This is a genomic window from Halarchaeum sp. P4, assembly GCF_051195175.1.
GTDB lineage: Archaea > Halobacteriota > Halobacteria > Halobacteriales > Halobacteriaceae > Halarchaeum.
The window spans coordinates 230,715-247,886 of sequence record NZ_JBNTKC010000001.1 but is presented as its reverse complement, the minus strand read 5'-3'; the positions used below and the strand labels follow the sequence as shown (position 1 = coordinate 247,886).

At 70.3% G+C, this 17,172-nt stretch carries 14 protein-coding genes; 6 read left to right on the top strand and 8 right to left on the bottom strand.

Features of this window, described 5'->3' with window-relative positions; all coding sequences use genetic code 11:
- Nucleotides 1-6: 6 nt before the first annotated feature.
- Nucleotides 7-792 carry a nucleotidyltransferase domain-containing protein gene (locus ACQUS8_RS01335; RefSeq protein WP_435095788.1) on the top strand — a complete coding sequence of 262 codons (786 nt, stop codon included), beginning with the start codon at nt 7-9 and terminating at the stop codon, nt 790-792.
- Here the strand turns inward: ACQUS8_RS01335 and ACQUS8_RS01330 are convergent.
- Together ACQUS8_RS01330 and ACQUS8_RS01325 are read right to left on the bottom strand one after the other, a co-directional pair.
- Entirely contained in the window at nt 777-1,439 is a 663-nt protein-coding gene (locus ACQUS8_RS01330) for a 2,5-diamino-6-(ribosylamino)-4(3H)-pyrimidinone 5'-phosphate reductase (RefSeq protein WP_435095785.1), read from the bottom strand. The genes ACQUS8_RS01335 and ACQUS8_RS01330 overlap by 16 nt on opposite strands.
- Nucleotides 1,440-1,540: 101 nt before the next feature.
- On the bottom strand, nt 1,541-2,053 hold the full coding sequence (locus ACQUS8_RS01325; RefSeq protein WP_435095782.1) for a DUF6149 family protein: 513 nt from the start codon (nt 2,051-2,053) through the stop codon (nt 1,541-1,543).
- 107 nt (nt 2,054-2,160) lie between these two features.
- On the opposite strand from ACQUS8_RS01325, the gene ACQUS8_RS01320 reads away from it, so the two are divergent.
- Genes ACQUS8_RS01320 through ACQUS8_RS01310 form a run of 3 tightly spaced genes read left to right on the top strand, consistent with a single transcriptional unit; the run spans nt 2,161 to nt 5,828 of the window.
- On the top strand, nt 2,161-3,435 hold the full coding sequence (locus ACQUS8_RS01320; RefSeq protein WP_435095780.1) for a Single-stranded DNA binding protein: 1,275 nt from the start codon (nt 2,161-2,163) through the stop codon (nt 3,433-3,435).
- A complete protein-coding gene (locus ACQUS8_RS01315; RefSeq protein ID WP_435095777.1) occupies nt 3,432-5,090 on the top strand; it encodes a hypothetical protein in 1,659 nt (552 codons plus the stop codon). Before ACQUS8_RS01320 ends, ACQUS8_RS01315 begins: the two co-directional genes overlap by 4 nt.
- Nucleotides 5,091-5,828, top strand: a complete 738-nt coding sequence (locus ACQUS8_RS01310; RefSeq protein ID WP_435095774.1) for a metallophosphoesterase — start codon at nt 5,091-5,093, stop codon at nt 5,826-5,828.
- Between the two features lie 3 nt (nt 5,829-5,831).
- On the opposite strand, the gene ACQUS8_RS01305 is transcribed toward ACQUS8_RS01310, so the two are convergent.
- The 3 genes from ACQUS8_RS01305 to ACQUS8_RS01295 all read right to left on the bottom strand — a co-directional run bounded on the left by ACQUS8_RS01305 (nt 5,832) and on the right by ACQUS8_RS01295 (nt 9,682).
- Nucleotides 5,832-7,391, bottom strand: coding sequence for a WD40/YVTN/BNR-like repeat-containing protein (locus ACQUS8_RS01305; RefSeq protein ID WP_435095771.1), 1,560 nt, complete (start codon nt 7,389-7,391; stop codon nt 5,832-5,834).
- A gap of 60 nt (nt 7,392-7,451) precedes the next feature.
- On the bottom strand, nt 7,452-8,810 hold the full coding sequence (locus tag ACQUS8_RS01300) for a WD40/YVTN/BNR-like repeat-containing protein (protein ID WP_435095768.1): 1,359 nt from the start codon (nt 8,808-8,810) through the stop codon (nt 7,452-7,454).
- Nucleotides 8,811-8,905: 95 nt separating this feature from the next.
- A complete protein-coding gene (locus ACQUS8_RS01295) occupies nt 8,906-9,682 on the bottom strand; it encodes a creatininase family protein (RefSeq protein ID WP_435095765.1) in 777 nt (258 codons plus the stop codon).
- Between the two features lie 88 nt (nt 9,683-9,770).
- Between ACQUS8_RS01295 and ACQUS8_RS01290 the strand changes: the two genes are divergently transcribed.
- Entirely contained in the window at nt 9,771-12,617 is a 2,847-nt protein-coding gene (locus ACQUS8_RS01290) for a DEAD/DEAH box helicase (RefSeq protein WP_435095762.1), read from the top strand.
- Between the two features lie 31 nt (nt 12,618-12,648).
- Here the strand turns inward: ACQUS8_RS01290 and ACQUS8_RS01285 are convergent, their stop codons facing one another.
- Nucleotides 12,649-13,212 (bottom strand): hypothetical protein, encoded by a 564-nt coding sequence (locus ACQUS8_RS01285; protein ID WP_435095759.1) that lies wholly within the window; start codon nt 13,210-13,212, stop codon nt 12,649-12,651.
- A gap of 99 nt (nt 13,213-13,311) precedes the next feature.
- Here ACQUS8_RS01285 and ACQUS8_RS01280 point away from each other — a divergent pair, with 99 nt between their 5' ends.
- The gene (locus ACQUS8_RS01280; RefSeq protein ID WP_435095756.1) at nt 13,312-14,328 is read left to right on the top strand and encodes a sensor histidine kinase; all 1,017 of its coding nucleotides are present in this window, start codon (nt 13,312-13,314) and stop codon (nt 14,326-14,328) included.
- Nucleotide 14,329: 1 nt separating this feature from the next.
- Here the strand turns inward: ACQUS8_RS01280 and ACQUS8_RS01275 are convergent, their stop codons facing one another.
- Entirely contained in the window at nt 14,330-14,986 is a 657-nt protein-coding gene (locus ACQUS8_RS01275) for an HAD family hydrolase (RefSeq protein ID WP_435095753.1), read from the bottom strand.
- Nucleotides 14,987-15,054: 68 nt separating this feature from the next.
- Complete coding sequence (locus ACQUS8_RS01270) at nt 15,055-17,148, bottom strand: CDC48 family AAA ATPase (RefSeq protein ID WP_435095750.1); 2,094 nt, start codon at nt 17,146-17,148, stop codon at nt 15,055-15,057.
- Nucleotides 17,149-17,172 lie beyond the last annotated feature (24 nt).

The window sequence follows — 17,172 nt, the reverse complement described above, 5'->3', positions numbered from 1 at the left end:
GACGCGATGGCGCCGTCGGCCCCGGAACCGGAGCCGGTGGCGGCCGCGCTCGAGTGTGTAAGCGTCGAACACGACGTTTCTGTCCGGGTCGCAGCAGAGGTCGGGAGCCGCGCGTGGGGCTACGCCGGCCCGGCGAGCGACCACGACGTCGGCGTCGTCTACGCGCAGCGGCCGCCCGAGTACGTCGTCCTCGACGGCTATACGCCGTCGATACACGACGAGTACGCGGGGGTTGACGTCCGCGCGTGGAACCTCACGCGGTTCGCCGAACTCCTCGTCGAGTCGAACCCCACGGCTCTCGAGTTCCTCGCGAGCCCGACGGTCTACCGGACGTGCCCGGGCGCCGAGGCCGTCCGCGAGCACGCGCTCGCGTCCTTCTCGCCCATCGACGTCTACCACCACTACCGGTCGCTCGCGACGAGTCAGCACGAGGCGGACGCGCCCGTCTCGCGACGGCTGCACGTCGTCCGTGCGGCGCTCTACGCCCGCTACGTGCTGGACACGCACGAGTTCCCCGACCCCGTCTTTCCCGACTTTCTCGACGCCGAGGGTGCGCGCTTCCCGGACGCGTGGGTGGCGGCGGCGCGAACGCTCTGCGACCGCAAGCGCGCGGGCGAGGGGGGCGCGACGCTCGGCGACACGGACGAGGACGACATCGCGGACGTTCCCGACGGTCTGCTCGACCTTCCGCGGGAGGTCGACCCGGACGTGCACGCGGTGCGTGGAGTCGAGCGCGAGCAGGTCAATGAGTTCGTCCGCGCGGCCTTCGAGGACGCCTATTCGACGGTGTAGGAGAGGAGGACACCGTCGTCGAGGCGCTCGACGTCCTCGAGCGTGAGGTCGGGGAAGGACTCGATGAAGCCGTCGCCGTCCGCGAGCGTCGGCGCATCCCGCCCGCCGACGAGCATGCTCCCGACGTAGACGGAGAGTTCGTCGACGAGGCCCGCCTCGAAGAGCGAGAAGATGAGTTCGCCGCCGCCCTCGACCATGAGGCGCTCGATGCCCATCTCTTCGAGGGTGGCGAGGGCGCCGGCCAGGTCGACGCGGTTCTCGCCGGCGACGACGACGTCGGCGCCCGCTGATTCGAGCGCCGTGACGTGCTCGGCGGGCTCGGCTTCCGCGACGAGGACGATACTTCGCGCGCGGTCGTCGAGCACGCTCGCGTCCGGCGGCGTGCGGGCGTGTGAGTCGGCGACGACGCGCGCCGGCTGTGGCGGGTCGCCGCGGGCGTCCCGGTCGGCGACGAGCGTCTCGTCCTTCACGGTGAGCGAGGGGTCGTCCGCGAGCACGGTACCGACGCCGACCATCACGGCGTCGCAGGACGCCCGGAGGCGGTCCACGCGCTCGAAGTCCTCGGGGCCGCTGATCGTCAGCTGTTCGCGACGCCGCGAGGCGAGTTTCCCGTCCACGCTCGTCGCGGCGTTCACGAGGACGTGCATACCCGCCCTCGCGGGCGGCGCGTGGAAAGACGGTTCGGTTCGCGGCGACCGCTGGTCGCGCTCGCGCTCTCGCGACGCCCTCGCTTCGCTCAGTCGTCGCGTTACTCCCGCACGTCTTCCGCGGCGGTATGGAGGTAGATACCGTCGACGTAGCCGGCCTCGGCGAACGGCAACTCGCCTTCGAGTCGGTCGGGCGTCTCCGGGGCGGCGGGGAGCCCCTCGTCGGGCGCGAACTCGCCGAAGGGGTCGGCGAGCGTGCAGTCGTGGCGCTCGAAGAAGTCCCGGTACTTCTCGTAGTAGGCGTCGCGCTCCTCGGGCGGGAACTCGAGGAGTTCGCCCCAGCCGTGGTTCGTGAAGTCGAACGCACCCTGAATGTGGGTGATTTCGCGGGCGTGACTCTCCGGGTAGCCCTCGGCGAGCGCGCGCTCGTAGACGTCGACGGACGTCTCGAAGACGGCGCGGAGGTGGCGTTCGCGCGCGGCGGCGTCGCGCTCGCTGGCCTCCACGAAGAAATCAGTGTGCAAGTCGACGAGCCACGACCGGACGAACGACTCCAGCGGAGTGCCGAGCGCGAGCTGTGCCGCGTAGTTCCGCCACGTCTGGTAGAGCCGCATACGTGGAGTGAGACGCGAGCGCCGGAAGGCCGTTCGGGCCGTCGCCGTTTCAGTCACGCGCGCCCGCGCGAGGAACGCTTTTACGTCCCCCGGCCCAATTCCCGGTGATGGATGTAGACGAACACGCCGAGGAACTCGCCTCCGACCTCGGTGTCGACAAAGAGGAGGTCGCAGAGGGACTCCGCAATCTCGTGGAGTACAGCGTGCCGATGGAGGAGGCCAAGCAAAGCCTCCGCCGGAAGTACGGTGGTGATTCTGGGGGCGGGTCGTCCGCCCCGACGTCCGCGGACCTCGCCGACGTGACGCCCGACTCGGGCAACGTCACCGTCACGGTGAAGGTGCTGACCGTGGGCAAGCGCTCGATCCGCTACAACGGCGACGACCACGTCATCTTCGAAGGCGAACTCGCCGACGAGACGGGCAAGCTCTCCTACACGGCGTGGGAGGACTTCGGCCTCTCGGCGGGCGACGTCGTCCGCATCGGCAACGCGGGCGTCCGCGAGTACGAGGGCCACCCCGAGTTGAACTTCGGCGAGTCCTCGACCGTCGAGACGCTCGAGGAGGACCTCGACGTCCCGTACGAGGCGGGCGGCGAGGCGGACCTCGCGGACCTCGAACCCGGCGACCGCGGCGTCACCCTCGACGTGCAGGTCGTCGAGGTGGAGCGCAAGACCATCGACGGGCGCGACGGCGAGACGGACATCCTCTCCGGCGTGCTCGGCGACGAGTCCGCGCGCCTCCCGTTCACGGCGTGGAACCCCCAGTCCGCGCTCGAGGAGGAGGGCGCGAGCGTCCACGTCGAGAACGCCTACGTCCGGGAGTTCCGCGGCGTCCCCGAGGTGAACGTCTCGGAGTTCTCCGTGGTCGCGCCGCGCGACGACCCTGTCGAGGTCGGCGGCCCGACCCGCATGACGGTCCGCGAGGCCGTCTCCGGTGGCGGTGCGTACGACGTCGAGCTCGTCGGGAACGTCATCGAGGTCCGGGACGGCTCCGGGCTCATCCAGCGCTGTCCCGACTGCGGGCGCGTCATCCAGAAGGGTCAGTGTCGCACGCACGGCCAGGTCGACGGCGAGGACGACCTGCGCGTGAAGGCCATCCTCGACGACGGCACCGGGACGGCGACGGCCGTCCTCGACCGCGAGATGACCGAGGACGTCTATGGGGGTACGCTCGAGGACGCCCTCGACGCGGCCCGCGAGGCGATGGACCAAGAGGTCGTCGCGGACGACATCCGCGAGGAGGTCGTCGGGAAGGAGTTCGAGGTGCGTGGGCACCTCTCGGTCGACGAGTACGGCGCGAACCTCGAGGCGGTCCGGTTCCGCGAGAGCGCGGACGACCCGACTGAGCGTGCGCACGCCCTCCTCACGGAGGTGTCCGCATGAGTTCGAGCGAGAGCGGCGAGGACGACCGGCCGCGTCGCGAGGTCGCGTGGCGGCTCTTCGCCGCGGAGTTCGACGACGCCGACTACCAGTTCGCGGAGAGCGACGAGGAGCGCGCGCCGAACTACGTCGTCACGCCGACCGGCGCGCGCGTCAACCGCCTGTTCGTCGTCGGCGTCCTCACGTCGGTCGAGCAAGTGAACGAGGACGTCGTCCGTGCGCGGGTCGTCGACCCGACGGGCGCGTTCGTCGTCTACGCCGGCCAGTATCAACCCGATGCGCTCGCGTCGCTCGAGAACGCCGACGTGCCGTCGTTCGTCGCCGTCACCGGCAAAGCGCGAACGTTCAGCCCGGACGATTCCGACCAGGTCTACACGTCGGTTCGCCCGGAGAGCGTGAACGCGGTGACGCCCGAAACGCGCGACCGCTGGGTCGTCACGACCGCCGAGCGAACGCTCGCACGCGTCAGCACGTTCGCGGACGCCCTCGAACTCCCCGAGCGCGGCGACGACCTGACGGACGCGCTCGCCGAGCGCGACGTCCCCTACGGGCTCGCGTCCGGCATCTCGCACGCCATCCAGCATTACGGCACGACGCCCGCCTACCTCGCAGCCGTCCGCGAACTCGCGCTCGACGCCACCCGCGTCGTCGCGGGCGAGCAGGACGAAGTCGAGGACCTCGCGCTCGCGCCGAGCGAGGGCGACGGCACGGACGCCGACCTCAGTTACGCCGGCGCGGAACTCGGTGACGTCGAATCCAGCGCGCCCGTCGAGGAGCGCGCCGAGGTCACGCCGGAGGGCGAAACGGTCTCACAGGAGAGCGAACCCTCCCCGGACGACTTCGAGACCGAGGCGTCCGAGGCCGAGAGCGAGACCGGAACCGCAGAATCGGAGCCGGAGGCGGCCGAAGTGGCCACGTCGCCGGACACCGAGGCAGCCCGAACCGAAACGACCGGCGAGGACGAGTCGGCCACCATCGAGAGCGAGCCTTCCCCCGACGACTTCGACGTCGAGGCCGAGACGCACGACCTAACGGAGTCAGAGCCGGCCGAGTCGGTTGCCGAGGAGACAGAGGCCGAACCTGCGAGCGAGTCCACGAATGAGGAGGTCGCGACAGCCCGAACGGAAGCGACGGGTGAGGGCGAACCCGCGACGGCGGAGAGCGAGCCCTCTCCGGACGATTTCGACGCCGAGTCCGAGGAGGGCGCCGTCGAACCCGACGAGGAGTGGGAGATGGACGAGGAGACGCGCGCCGAAGTCGAGGAGCAGTTCGACGTCGGCTTCTCCAGCGGGACGGAGTTCTCCGAGGGCGACGAGGTGGACGAAGCCGAGGAGTCCCTCGGCGACTTCGAGGCCGGCGGCGACTTCGAGGAGGAGTCCGACGAGACCGCCGCGGAGTTCACGGAGTCGGAGTACGACGAACCGGAGAGTGAGACGGAGGACGCCGAATCCCCGCCGGCGGACCTCGACCTCGAGGACGTCGTCGTCGACTACATGGACACGCTCGACGAGGGCAACGGCGCCGACCGCGACGAACTCGTGCGCACCGTGCTGGAGGAGACGGACGCCGACGAGGACGAAATCGCGGACGCCATCCAGTCCGCGCTGATGAGCGGGCGCTGCTACGAGTCCGGCGACGACCACCTGAAGGCCATCTAGATGGCGCGGGTCGACCCCGTTCCCGACCGGCCGGCCGCCGTCGCCGACTTCGGGGACGAGTCGGCCCTCCTCGTCGCGGACTACCACGCCGGCATCGAGCAGTCGCTCCGCCGCGAGGGGTTAGAAGCTCCCTCACGCGCCGAGGAACGCCGGAATCGCGTGCTCTCGCTCGTCGTCGAGACGGGCGTCGAGCGCGTCGTCTTCCTCGGCGACCTCGGCCACCACATCGGCGAACCCGAGGGCGCGGAACTGGCCGAACTCGAGGCGCTCGTCGCCGAACTCCCCGTGCCCGTGACGCTCGTGCGCGGGAACCACGACGGCGGCATCGCGGACGTCCTCGACCTTGACGTCACACCGCCGGACGGCGCGCGCTTCGGCGACGTCGGCCTCTGTCACGGCCACACGTGGCCGAGCGAGGACGTCCTGAGCGCCGACGTCGTCTGCATGGGCCACGAGCATCCGGCGGTTCGACTCGAGGACGACGTCGGCGGGAGCCGCGTCGAGCGCGTCTGGCTCCGCGGCCCGCTGGCGGGCGCGCCGTTCGCCGAGCACCACGGCGAGTCGCTCGATCTCTCGGGCGAGCTCGTGGTCTGCCCGGCGTTCAACGACTACAGCGGCGGGACGTGGGTGAACATCGAGGGACAGGAGTTCCTCGCACCGTTCCTCCCGGAGGCCTGCCCCGACGCCGAGGCCTACCTGTGTGACGGCACGCGACTCGGGCGCTACGACGCGATTTAGTGCCTAGTCGAGCACGACGAGGTAGTCGTTCCCGCAGGCGTCCTCCGCGACGAGGAGGTCCGCGACGCCCGCGGCGAGGCGTTCGGCGTCTGCCACGGCCACGACGAAGCGCGCGTCGTCGCGAACCCGGTCGAGGCGCTCGCGCTCGTGGGTGTGGCCGTGTTCGTGTCGGTGCTCGCCGCCACCGGCCTGCCCAGCCTTCGTCGCCTCGTCGCGCGTCTTCGTCCCGCCGGACTGTTTCGCACTACCGGATTTCTTCGCACCACCAGACTGCTTCGTGCTGCCGGATTTCGTCGTGCTTCCGGACTGCTGTCCGCCGCTCGACTGCTTCGTCTCACCGGACTGCGTCGTGCTTCCGGACTCCGTCGCCTCCTTCGTCTGCTCCCCGCTCTCGGACTGCGTCGTGCTTCCGGACTCTGTCGCACCGCCCGACTTATTCTCGCCGCCAGTCGCTTTCCCGCCGCCCGGTTTCTTCGTGCTATCCGACTGTTTCGCACTGCCAGATTTCTTCGCACTGCCCGACTTCTTCTCGCTGCTCGATTTCTTCGTGCCGCCGGACTGCTGCCCGCCGCTGGACTGCTTCGGTCCACCCGATTCCGCCGTACCGCCGGTCCCCGACCCGGTGGTGGAGTCCGCGTCACTGCTCGCGCGGCCGGGCGCTCCAGGTCGTTCGAGGACGACGCCGTGGTCGCCGACGACGACGTCCGTCTCGCCGAGGGCGACGTCGTGGAGACCGGCGTCGGTCGGCGTCCCAGATTTCCGCCAGCGGGTGTTGCCGTCGCGCTGGTAGAGCGCACCGTTCGCGCCGACAGTGAGGAGGCGCTCCCCGTCGATACCGACGGCACGCAGGGCGGCGCTCGCGATGTCGATGGGCGTCCACGACCGATAGGAGTCGTCGTAGCGATAGAGGCGGCCGTCGCCGCCGGCGACGTAGACGCGCCCGCCCGCACCGGCGGTAATGCCGTTCAACGCGACTTGGGCGTTCACGATGCCGATGTCCTCCCACCCCTCGTCCGTCGTGCCGTAGGCGTTCCCCGAGTGGTCGACGGCGTAGCCGACGCCGTTCGGGGAGGCGGCGAGTGCGGCGACGGTCGCGCCGCTCCCGCCGGGCTTCGTGACGGGTGCCCAGTCGACGTCGAAGCCGTCGACGACGAACGGGAGGACCTCGCCGCTGGCGTTCGCGGCGAGGGCCTTTTCGCTCCCAGCCTTCCCGGAGACGGCGACGGCGGTCCACGACGTGGTCATCTCCTTGGGGAAGGAGTAGTCGTGTTTCCGGCCAGTCTCGACGTCGTAGCATCCGAGGACACCGCCTCCGCCGAGGAACCAGACGCGCGTCCCGTCGTCGGTGACGTCGGCGGCGGTGAGGACGTTGTTCGAGGCGGTCGGGCCGTCGTCGAGGACGACCTCCCAGCCGTCGCCGGTGTCCGCGACGAGCGTGCCGCTCGCACCGACGGCGTGCGGGCCGGCGACGGTCTGGACGACGTCGTGGAGCGCCTCGTCGAACGGCGTCTCGACGACGCGCCACTCGGCGCTGGCAGCGGACCGGGTACTGGCGTGTTTCACGACACTATTTTCGCCAGAAAGAATGTTAAAAGGAAGGCTGGACGGTCGCGGGCGGCGGCCTCAGCAGCGGAGTCGTTCGAGGAGCGTCTCGATGTCGACCTCGCCGCCACAGTCGCGTCGGGTCTTGGTCCGGGTCTCCGCCCGCGTCTCGACGGCCTCGACTTCCTCGCGCGGGACGAGGACGTAGTCGTCCTCGACGCGCTCGCGTCGTTCGCGGGTGGCCACGCGCTCACGGCCCTCGCACTCGCCGGCGAGGAGGAGCGGGAGCACCTCCTTGCCCTCGATGAGCTCCTCGAGCTCGAGCGTCTCCTCCTCCTGCATCGTCTTCAGGTGTTCGAGGAGCATCGGGTCGCAGTTCTCGCGGAGTTCGAGGAGGCGAATCAACTCCTCGCGTTCGAGGCGCGTGAGGAGCTCCTCGACGATGACCTCACAGGAGAGCAGGCGCTCGCCCTGTTGCTTCTTCTTCGGGTCGACTTTCTCCTTCGATTCGGCTTCCGGCGGGTGCATCGGGCCGCGGTGGATGACCGTCCCGGCCTTCCCGACGGCGACGTCCGGATAGCCGAGCGCGAGCGCGAGCAGGTCGGAGCCGACGGGGGCTTTCGCCTGCGTCCAGCGCGAGGCTTTCTCGACGTTCCGCCAGTAGATGGTGTTGTCGGCGGCGATGGTGACGACCTGGTTCTGGAAGACGTCGACGGCTTTCAGCGCGGTGTTCGCGACGTCGACCGGCGTCCAGTTCTTCGCGCTCGGGTCGTACCGATAGAGCCGGCCGTCGCCCGCCGCGACGTAGACCTGACCGCCGGGGCCGGCGTAGATGTCCGTGAACGACACCTGTGCGTTCAGCACGCCGATTTTCTCCCACGACCCAGCGCCGACCTTCGTCTGGTAGGCCTTGCCGTCGTTGTCGATGGCGTAGGCCATACCGTCGGAGGCGGTGGCGATGGCGGTGATGTTCGCGCCGCCGCCGGGTTCGACGGGGTCGCTCCACGTCACCTCGGCCCTGTTCACGGAGAACGGGATGACAGCGCCGCTGCCGTTGGCGACGTAGCCCTGCTCCTCACCCGTCTTCCCGGTGACCGTGATCGCTTCCCACGAGCTCGTCACGCTGTGGCCGGCGTTCGAGTGGTCGTACTTCTTGCCCTTCGTCACGTCGTAGGCGCCGACGGCGCCCGACGCGCCCGCGAACCAGACGCGCTCGCCGTCGTCGGTCGCGTCGGCCGCCCGCAGCGTCCGGTTCTTCGCACCTGGGCCCGACTCGACGACGGTCGTCCAGTCACCCGTGCGTTTCGCGGCGACGGTCCCGCTCGCGCCGACCGCGTACGGGCCGTGCGCGGACTGCACGACGTCGAAGAGGTCGACGTCGAACGGCGTGTCTACGGGCTCCCACTCTGGGCGTTCGCCTTCGGGTTCGGTGTGCGTCACGCTAATTCCCAATGTTGCAGATGTGTAAAAAACGTGCCGCGGACCGTGAGACTGCAGCCGGTCGGGCGGCGCACACGGGACGCCACGGACGACGGTCAGGCCGTCACGCGCTCGGGCGCACGGAGTTCGTCCCAGTCGCGGGCGGCGAGCCACTCACAGAGCTTCTCGAGTTGGTCGCTCGCCGCGTCGAACAGCTCCGCGCCTTTTTCCGCAGACGCGTCCGTCTGGTCGCCGAACGCGCCGTTCGACGAGTTCTCCACGCAGTCGTAGAACGTCCGCGAGCCGTTCCGCGTGCGAATCGACGCCTCGGGGTCGATGGCGCCGCCGTCGCGCGCTTCTTCGAGGCGGTCCTCGTGGACGAGGTCCGGGTGGAGGTGCTGGATGAGCGCGGTCTCCTTCGGGCCGGCGTGCGGGCCGTTGTGCGCGAAGACCTCGTCCACGAGGTCCGGAATCGACTCGTCCCACATCCACTCGACCGCGTAGGCGACGTCGTCGTCGCGGAGCCGTCGCCCGACTTCGCGGAGGTGCTGGACGTTCCCGCCGTGCGCGTTCACGAAGACGACGCGGTCGATGCCGTGGTAGGCGAGGTTGCGGACGTAGCTCTCCACGTAGTCCCGGAAGACGGGCGCGTCCACCCACGCCGTCCCCGGGAACTGGCGGTGGTGGGGGCTGACGCCGACCGTGACGGTGGGCGTGCGGAGGTAGCCCGTTCGCGCGGCAGCCTCGTCCGCGAACGCCTCCGCGATGAGGTGGTCGGTGCCCTCCGGGAGGTGTGGACCGTGTTGCTCGGTACTTCCGAGGGGGACGATTGCGAGCGACTCCTCCTCGAAGTACGCCTCCAACTCCGGCCACGCCTCGTCGGCGAGATGCATGGGTGAGGCCACGGCGGCGGGGGCGAGAAAGCTTGGGGTCGTCGCCGGCGGCGAGGGGCTTAACCGGTCTGCGGCCCTTCTTCCGACAATGAGTGAGACCGGCGTCGTGGACGCCTTCGCCCGCCTCGGGCCCGCCGTCCGTGACGCGCTCTCCGAGCGCGGCTTTACGACCCCGACGGAGCCACAGCGACGCGCGATTCCGCCGCTCGTCGCCGGCCACAACGCGCTCGTCGTCGCGCCGACCGGCACCGGGAAGACCGAGACGGCGATGCTCCCCGTGCTCGACGCCATCGTGCGGCGCAAGAACGAGGAGGGACACGTCCACGGCATCAGCGCGCTCTACGTCACGCCGCTGCGGGCGCTGAACCGCGACATGCGCGAACGCCTCGACTGGTGGGGCGAGGTGTTGGACGTCGAGGTGGACGTTCGTCACGGCGACACGACGCAGTACCAGCGCACGAAGCAGGCGAACGACCCGCCGGACGTCCTCGTGACGACGCCCGAGACCCTGCAGGCGATGTTGACCGGCGAGAAACTCCGCACCGCGCTCAGCGACGTCGAGCACGTCGTCGTCGACGAGGTGCACGAACTCGCGGGCGCGAAACGCGGCGCGCAACTCGCCATCGGCCTCGAACGCCTGCGCGAACTCTCGGGTGCGTTCCAGCGCGTCGGCCTGTCGGCGACCGTCGGCGACCCCGAGGAGGTCGGGAACTTCCTCACCGGCGGTCGGGAGTTCGACGTCGTGGAGGTGGACGTCACCTCGAAGGTCGAGTTCGACGTCGTCGCGCCCGAAGTGACAGAAGCCGACGAGCGACTGAGCAACGAACTGATGACGACGCCGGAGATGGCGAGTCACGTCCGGGCGATTCGGGACATCGTGGACGCGAACGACTCGACGCTCGTCTTCGTGAACACCCGGCAGACCGCCGAGGCGCTCGGCTCGCGCTTCAAGGAACTCGGCGCGAACATCGGCGTCCACCACGGCAGCCTCTCGAAGGACGCCCGCATCGAGGTCGAGGAGGCGTTCAAGGCCGGCGAACTGGACGCGATGCTCTGTACGTCCTCGATGGAGCTCGGCATCGACGTCGGCCACATCGACCACGTCGTCCAATACAACAGCCCTCGCGAGGTCGCGCGCCTCCTCCAGCGCGTCGGCCGGGCCGGCCACCGGCGGGACGCCGTTTCGTCCGGCACCATCGTCGCGACGCACCCCGACGAGGTGATGGAGGCGCTCGCCATCGCCCGACGCGCCGGCGCCGGCGAGGTCGAGACCGTGAACATCCATCACGGCAGCCTCGACACCGTCGCGAACCAGATTGCGGGCATCGCGATGGACTTCGGGGACGTCTCCGCCCGGCGCGCCTACCGCATCGTCACGCGCGCCTACCCCTTCCGCGATCTGGAGGAGGAGGCGTTCCGAGAGGTCGTCCGCGAACTCCACGGCAACCGCGTGCTCTACCTGAACGAGGCCGACGACGAACTCTCGAAATCCGGCGGGACGTGGCAGTACGTCTACGCGAACCTCTCGATGATTCCCGACGAGGAGACCTACGAGGTCTACGACATGGCTGCCGGCCGGCAGGTCGGGACGCTCGACGAGCGCTTCGTCGTGAACTTCGCGGAACCCGGCGAGACGTTCATCCAGCGCGGCGAGATGTGGCGCATCGCCGAAATCGACGAGGAGGAAGGGAGAGTCAACGTCTCGCCAATCGCCGACCCGAGCGGCGAAGTGCCGTCGTGGACCGGCTCCGAGATTCCGGTGCCCTACGAGGTCGCCCAGGAAGTCGGGGAGATGCGCGCCGCCGCGGGCGCGCAGTTCGACGCGGGCGCGGGCCTTGACGCCGTCGCGCGCGACGTCGCCAGTCGCTATCCAGCCGACGCGGAGACGGTCGCGACCGGCCTCGAACCCGTCGCGCGACAGGTCGAGTCGGGCGCGCCCGTCCCGACGGACGACCGAATCGTCGTCGAGGCGCAAGGCCGGACCATCCGGCTGAACGCGGCGTTCGGCCACGAGGTGAACGAGACACTCGGCCGGCTCCTCTCCGCGCTCCTCGGCCAGCGCACCGGGTCGTCCGTGGGCCTCGACAGCGGCCCCTACCGCATCGAACTCGAAGTCCCCCAGGGCGTCCGCGCGAGCGAGGTCGAGGCGATTCTCCGCGAGACCGACCCCGACCACGTCGCGGCGCTCCTCGAACTCTCCCTGAAGCGCTCGGACACGCTGAAGTTCACGCTCGCGCAGGTCGCCGCGAAGTTCGGCGCGCTCAAACGGTGGAAGGGCCGCGACGGCGTCGGACTCGACCGCATCATGGGCGCCTTAGAGGACACCCCCGTCTACGACGAGGCGCTCCGCGAGGTGTTCCACACCGACCTCGACGTCGCGGGCGCGAGCGACGTCCTCGAGCGCCTCCAGTCGGGCGACCTCGACCTCGTCCGCCACGGCGAACACACCGCCATCGGCGTCGGCGGGCGCTCCTCCGGGCAGGAGCTCCTCACGCCGCAGAACGCCGACGCGAGCGTCGTCAACGCCGTGAAGGAGCGCCTGCTCGACGACCGCGTGAACCTCGTCTGCCTGCACTGCTCCGGGTGGGAGCAGGAGACGAAGGTCAAGCGCGTGCGCGAGCAACCCGAGTGCCCGCGCTGTGGCTCGACCAGAATCGCCGCGCTCTCCCCGTGGGCCGACGACGTCGTGCGCGCGCTCAACGCCGACCCCGAGGCGCGCGACGACGAGCAGGAAAAAATGGTCGAGCGCGCCTACCGGAACGCCAGCATCGTGCAGAGTCACGGCAAGAAGGCCGTCATCGCGCTCGCCGCGCGCGGCGTCGGCCCGCAGAACGCCGCCCGCGTCATCAACAATCACCGCGAGGACGATTCGGATTTCTACCGCGACATCCTCGAACGCGAACGCGAGTACGCCCGCACCAAGGCCTTCTGGTGACGAACCGTTTTCGCGCGTTCGCGTGAGCACGCTAGTCGGGTCGCTCTAGCCGCGCGAGAGCGTACGCCGGCGTCGCGCCGACGCCGGTGACGACGGCGGAGACGACGCCGACGAGGCCGAGGCGCATAACGAGTGAGGACGGCCAGACGGACGTCCAGACGACGCCCGCGAGGAGCGTACCGAGGAGGAGACAGCACGCCGCGACGAGAAGGACGCTCAGGCGTTCGGACTCGGTGGCTCCGCGGCCGTAGAGGAGGCCGAGGCCCGCGGGGAAGCCGAGGAGGGCGATATAGCCCGCCTGCAGGGCGTCGTAGGGCGTCGGCGAGGCCGTCCCAGCGGCGGCAACGTCCGCGAGTTCGACGCCGCAGAAGACGGCGACGACGATGACCGGGAGGCCGGCGAGCGAGCGGCGGAGCGCGCGGGGCACGGGGTCGTCGCGCGCGAGGAGGCCGACGGCGAGATAGGAGAGGCCGAAGACGAACGCGACGGTGGCCTTCGCCCCGTACTGCCAGTCGCGGGCGGCGGCGAAGACGCCAGCGAGGGCGAGGAAGGCGACGCCGAGTGCGGCGAGCGCGCGAGTCGCGTCGAATCGCATACACGACTCTGTGTGGCGACGGGCGGTAAGTGCTTTGTCGGGGCGCCATGCCCTGCGAACACACTTAATCCGTCGGCGAGCGAACGGGGGAGCACCTACATGAAACCGCTCCGACTCGTCGCCGCCGGGTCGCTCTCGCTCACCGGCGCCGTCCTCCTCGTTCCGATACTCCAGCACTTGCTCGCCGGGCCGGCCGCGCTCGGTGTCGTCCTCGGCGTCGTCGGCGTCCTCGTCTCGCTCGGGCTCGTCGCCGTCGGGGCCGTCGTCTATCGGCTCGACGTCTCGCAGACGAACGCCGTCCGCATCGCCGGATGGAACTTCCTCGGCATCGTCGTCCTCGGCGTCGTCTTCACGCTCATCTTCACGTACCGCCCGGTCGCGGACGCCGGCTTCCTCTTCGCCGTCGCGCTCTCCGCGGGCGCGGTCGCACACGTCATCATCGGCGTCTACGACGTCCGGCGGATTCGCGCCGAGGAGCTCGCGACCGAGCGCGAGCGCCTCGCGGTCCTGAACACGCTCGTCCGACACAACCTCCGCCACGAGGCGCAGAAACTCATCTTCGCCGTCGAGGACGTTCGCGACGCCGCCCCGGACGCCGCCGAGCAGATTCAGGGCGTCGCCGACGACCTCTCGGAGATGAACGAGAACGTCCAGGCCGTCGAGGACGCCTTCGAGGAGGAACCACACCGCGTCGACGCGAGCACCGTCTGCGAGCGCGTCGTCACGGACGCCCGCGACGAGTATCCCGAAGCGGACGTCGGCCTCGACGTCCCCGAGGAACTCCCGGTGCGTGCCGGCAGGCACCTCGAGGATGCACTCGAAGAACTCGTCGAGAACGCGATCGAGCACAACGAGGCCGAGACCCCGACGGTCGAGGTCCGCGGGGAGCGCCGCGACCGAGACGTCGCCATCACCGTCGCGGACGACGGCCCCGGCATCTCGGAGACGGAGCGCGAACTCCTCACCGGCGAGCGCGAAATCACCCAGCTCGAACACGGCAGCGGCCTCGGCCTCTGGCTGGTCCGCTGGACGGTCGAGGAGTACGGCGGGTCGCTCTCCTTCGCGGACTCCGACCTCGGCGGGACGGCGGTGACGGTGACGCTCCCGTCGGCCTGAGTCAGTCGAGGCGGGCGAGCACGCGCTCGCGGAACTCCGCGGGCGACGTCGCGACGGCGTCCGCCTCGGAGTGGTCCATGTCCGCGCTCGCGCCGTGACTGTAGCCGACGACGTGCGCGCCGGCGCGTGACGCGGCGGCGACGCCGTGCTCGGAGTCCTCCACGACGAGCATCGCCGTCGGATCGACGCCGAGTCGCTGTGCGGCGAGTTCGTAGAGGTCGGGTTCCGGCTTGCCGGGGACGTCCTCACCGCCAGCGGTCACGACGACGTCGAAGTACGGGTCGAGCTCGAAGCGCTCGAAGACCATCTCCACCCACGACGGGAACGAGGAGGTGACGAGGCCGACGGGGAGGCCGCGCGCCTCGACGTCCGCGAGGAGGTCGTGGAAGCCGTCGGTGAGCGCCGCTTTCTCGGTGTAGAGGTCGCTCGCGTGCCGATTGTAGAGGTCGAAGTAGCCCTCGCGGTCGACAGCGAGGTCGTGGCCCGCCTCCTGGAGCAGCTCGTACTGGTCGTAGACGTTGATGCCGACGACCTCCGCGGGGTCGACGTCGGCGTCCGGGACAGCCTCCGCGAGGATGTTCGCGGTCTCCTCGCGCCAGTAGTCCTCCGAGTCCACGACGACGCCGTCCATGTCGAAGACGACTGCCTCGATGGTCATAGTCGGGGGAAGGCGGTACGGGTTTCTCTATCTGTCGCCGTCCGCGGCCCGCGCGCAGAGTCGCACCCCTACCGACTCGACGCGTAGCGTTCGAGCGCGTCCTCGAAGTGCCGGCGGCGAATCAGGACGTCCTCGGGGTGGTCGGCGGCGTCCTCGGGGTGGGCTTCGACGGTGTCCCGGATGGCGTCGAGCGCGGCGGCGCGGACGACGGCGGCGAGGTCCGCGCCCGTATAGTCATCAGTCCGCTCGGCGACGGCATCAAGGTCCACGTCGTCCGCGAGCGGCTTGCCCTCGGTGTGGACGCGGAGAATGGCCGCACGCGCCGCCTCGTCCGGCCGCGGGACGTTCACGTGCGTCTCGAAGCGACCCGGCCGGAGGAGCGCGGGGTCGAGGGCGTCCCGGCGGTTGGTCGCCGCGAGCACGACGAGGTTCGGGTTCTCCGCGGCGGCGTCCAACTCGGTGAGGAGTTGGCTGACGACGCGCTCGGTCGACTCGCTCGTGTCCGGGCCGCGCGCGCTCGCGACGGCGTCGATTTCGTCGAAGAAGACGACGCAGGGCGCGGTGCGCCGCGCGCGCTCGAAGACCTCACGGACTGCTTTCTCGGACTCGCCGACGTACTTGTCGACGAGTTCGGGGCCGGCGACGCGGACGACGTTCACGCCGCTCTCGTGTCCGATGGCGCGCGCGAGCATCGTCTTCCCCGTCCCCGGGGGCCCGTAGAGCAGAACGCCGGTGGGCGGGTCGGTGTGCGCCGCCTCGAAGAGCGGGCCGTACTGGAGCGGCCACTGGACGGCTTCGCGCAGGGTGGCTTTCGCCTCCTCGAGGCCGCCGATGTCGTCGAAGGAGACGTCCGGGGATTCGGCGACGACTTCGCGCATCGCCGAGGGGTCCGTGGAGGCGAACGCGGTCTCGAGGTCGGCGTGGGTCACCACCTCGCGGTCGTCGCGAATCGCCGCCATCGCCGCCTCCGTGACGAGCGCGCGCAGGTCCGCGCCGACGTAGCCGTGCGTCCGCTCCGCGAACGTGGAGAGGGTCACGTCGTCGGCGAGCGGCATGCCGCGCGTGAGGACGTCCAGAATCTCCGCGCGCCCGGACTTGGAGGGGACGCCGATTTCGATTTCGCGGTCGAAACGACCGGGCCGGCGGAGCGCGGGGTCGATGGCGTTCACGCGGTTGGTCGCGCCGATGACGACGACCTCGCCCCGGCCTTCGAGGCCGTCCATCAGGCTGAGGAGTTGCCCGACGATGCGGTTCTCCATGTCGCCCGCCTCGTCGCGCTTGCCGGCGATGGCGTCGAACTCGTCGAAGAAGACGATGGCCGGCGCGTTCTCGCGGGCCTCCTCGAACACCTCCCGAAGTTGCTCCTCGCTCTCGCCCTTGTACTTCGAGGTAATCTCGGGCCCGGAGACGCTCACGAAGTGCGCGTCCACCTCGTTGGCGACGGCGCGCGCGATGAGCGTCTTCCCGGTGCCGGGCGGCCCGTAGAGCAGCACGCCCTTCGGCGGTTCGACGCCGAGGCGGCGGAAGCGCCCGGGGTCAGTGAGGGGGAGTTCGACGAGTTCGCGCACCGCCGCGAGTTCCTCGCCGAGGCCGCCGACGTCCTCGTAGGTGACGCCGACGCCCGACTCGCCCTGTTCGTCCCCAGTCCCGGTGCTCGCGCCGGGTTTTTCGACCTCAATGTCGACGGTAGTGGCGTCCGTCACGACGACGTCCGCGCCCGGGTCGGTGTGGGTCACACGGAACTCGCCGATGTCGCCGAGGGCGTCCACGCGCACTGTCTCGCCCTCGCTCACCGGCCGGTCGAAGAGCGCGTCCCGCACGGCGTCCTCGACGGCGTCGCGCTCGCGCGCCGGCGGGACGGATGGGGTCACGACGACGCGCTCGGCTTCCCGGACGGTGGCCTTCTCGACGCGCACCGTCTCCCCCACCGAGACGCCGGCGTTCGCGCGCGTCGCGCCGTCGATGCGGAGTTCGTCGTCGTCCAGCGTCGGGTCCGGCCACACCTTCGCGACGGTCGCACCCTCGCCGACGATACGGACGGTGTCCCCGCTGAGGACGCCGAGGTCGCGGCGCACCGCGTCGGGGAGCCGGACGATGCCCCGACCCGCGTCCCGAGGGGTGGCCTCCCGGACGACGAGTCGGCGGCCCGAGTCCTCGCTCATTGGCGTGGGGTTCGTGGCGCGCGA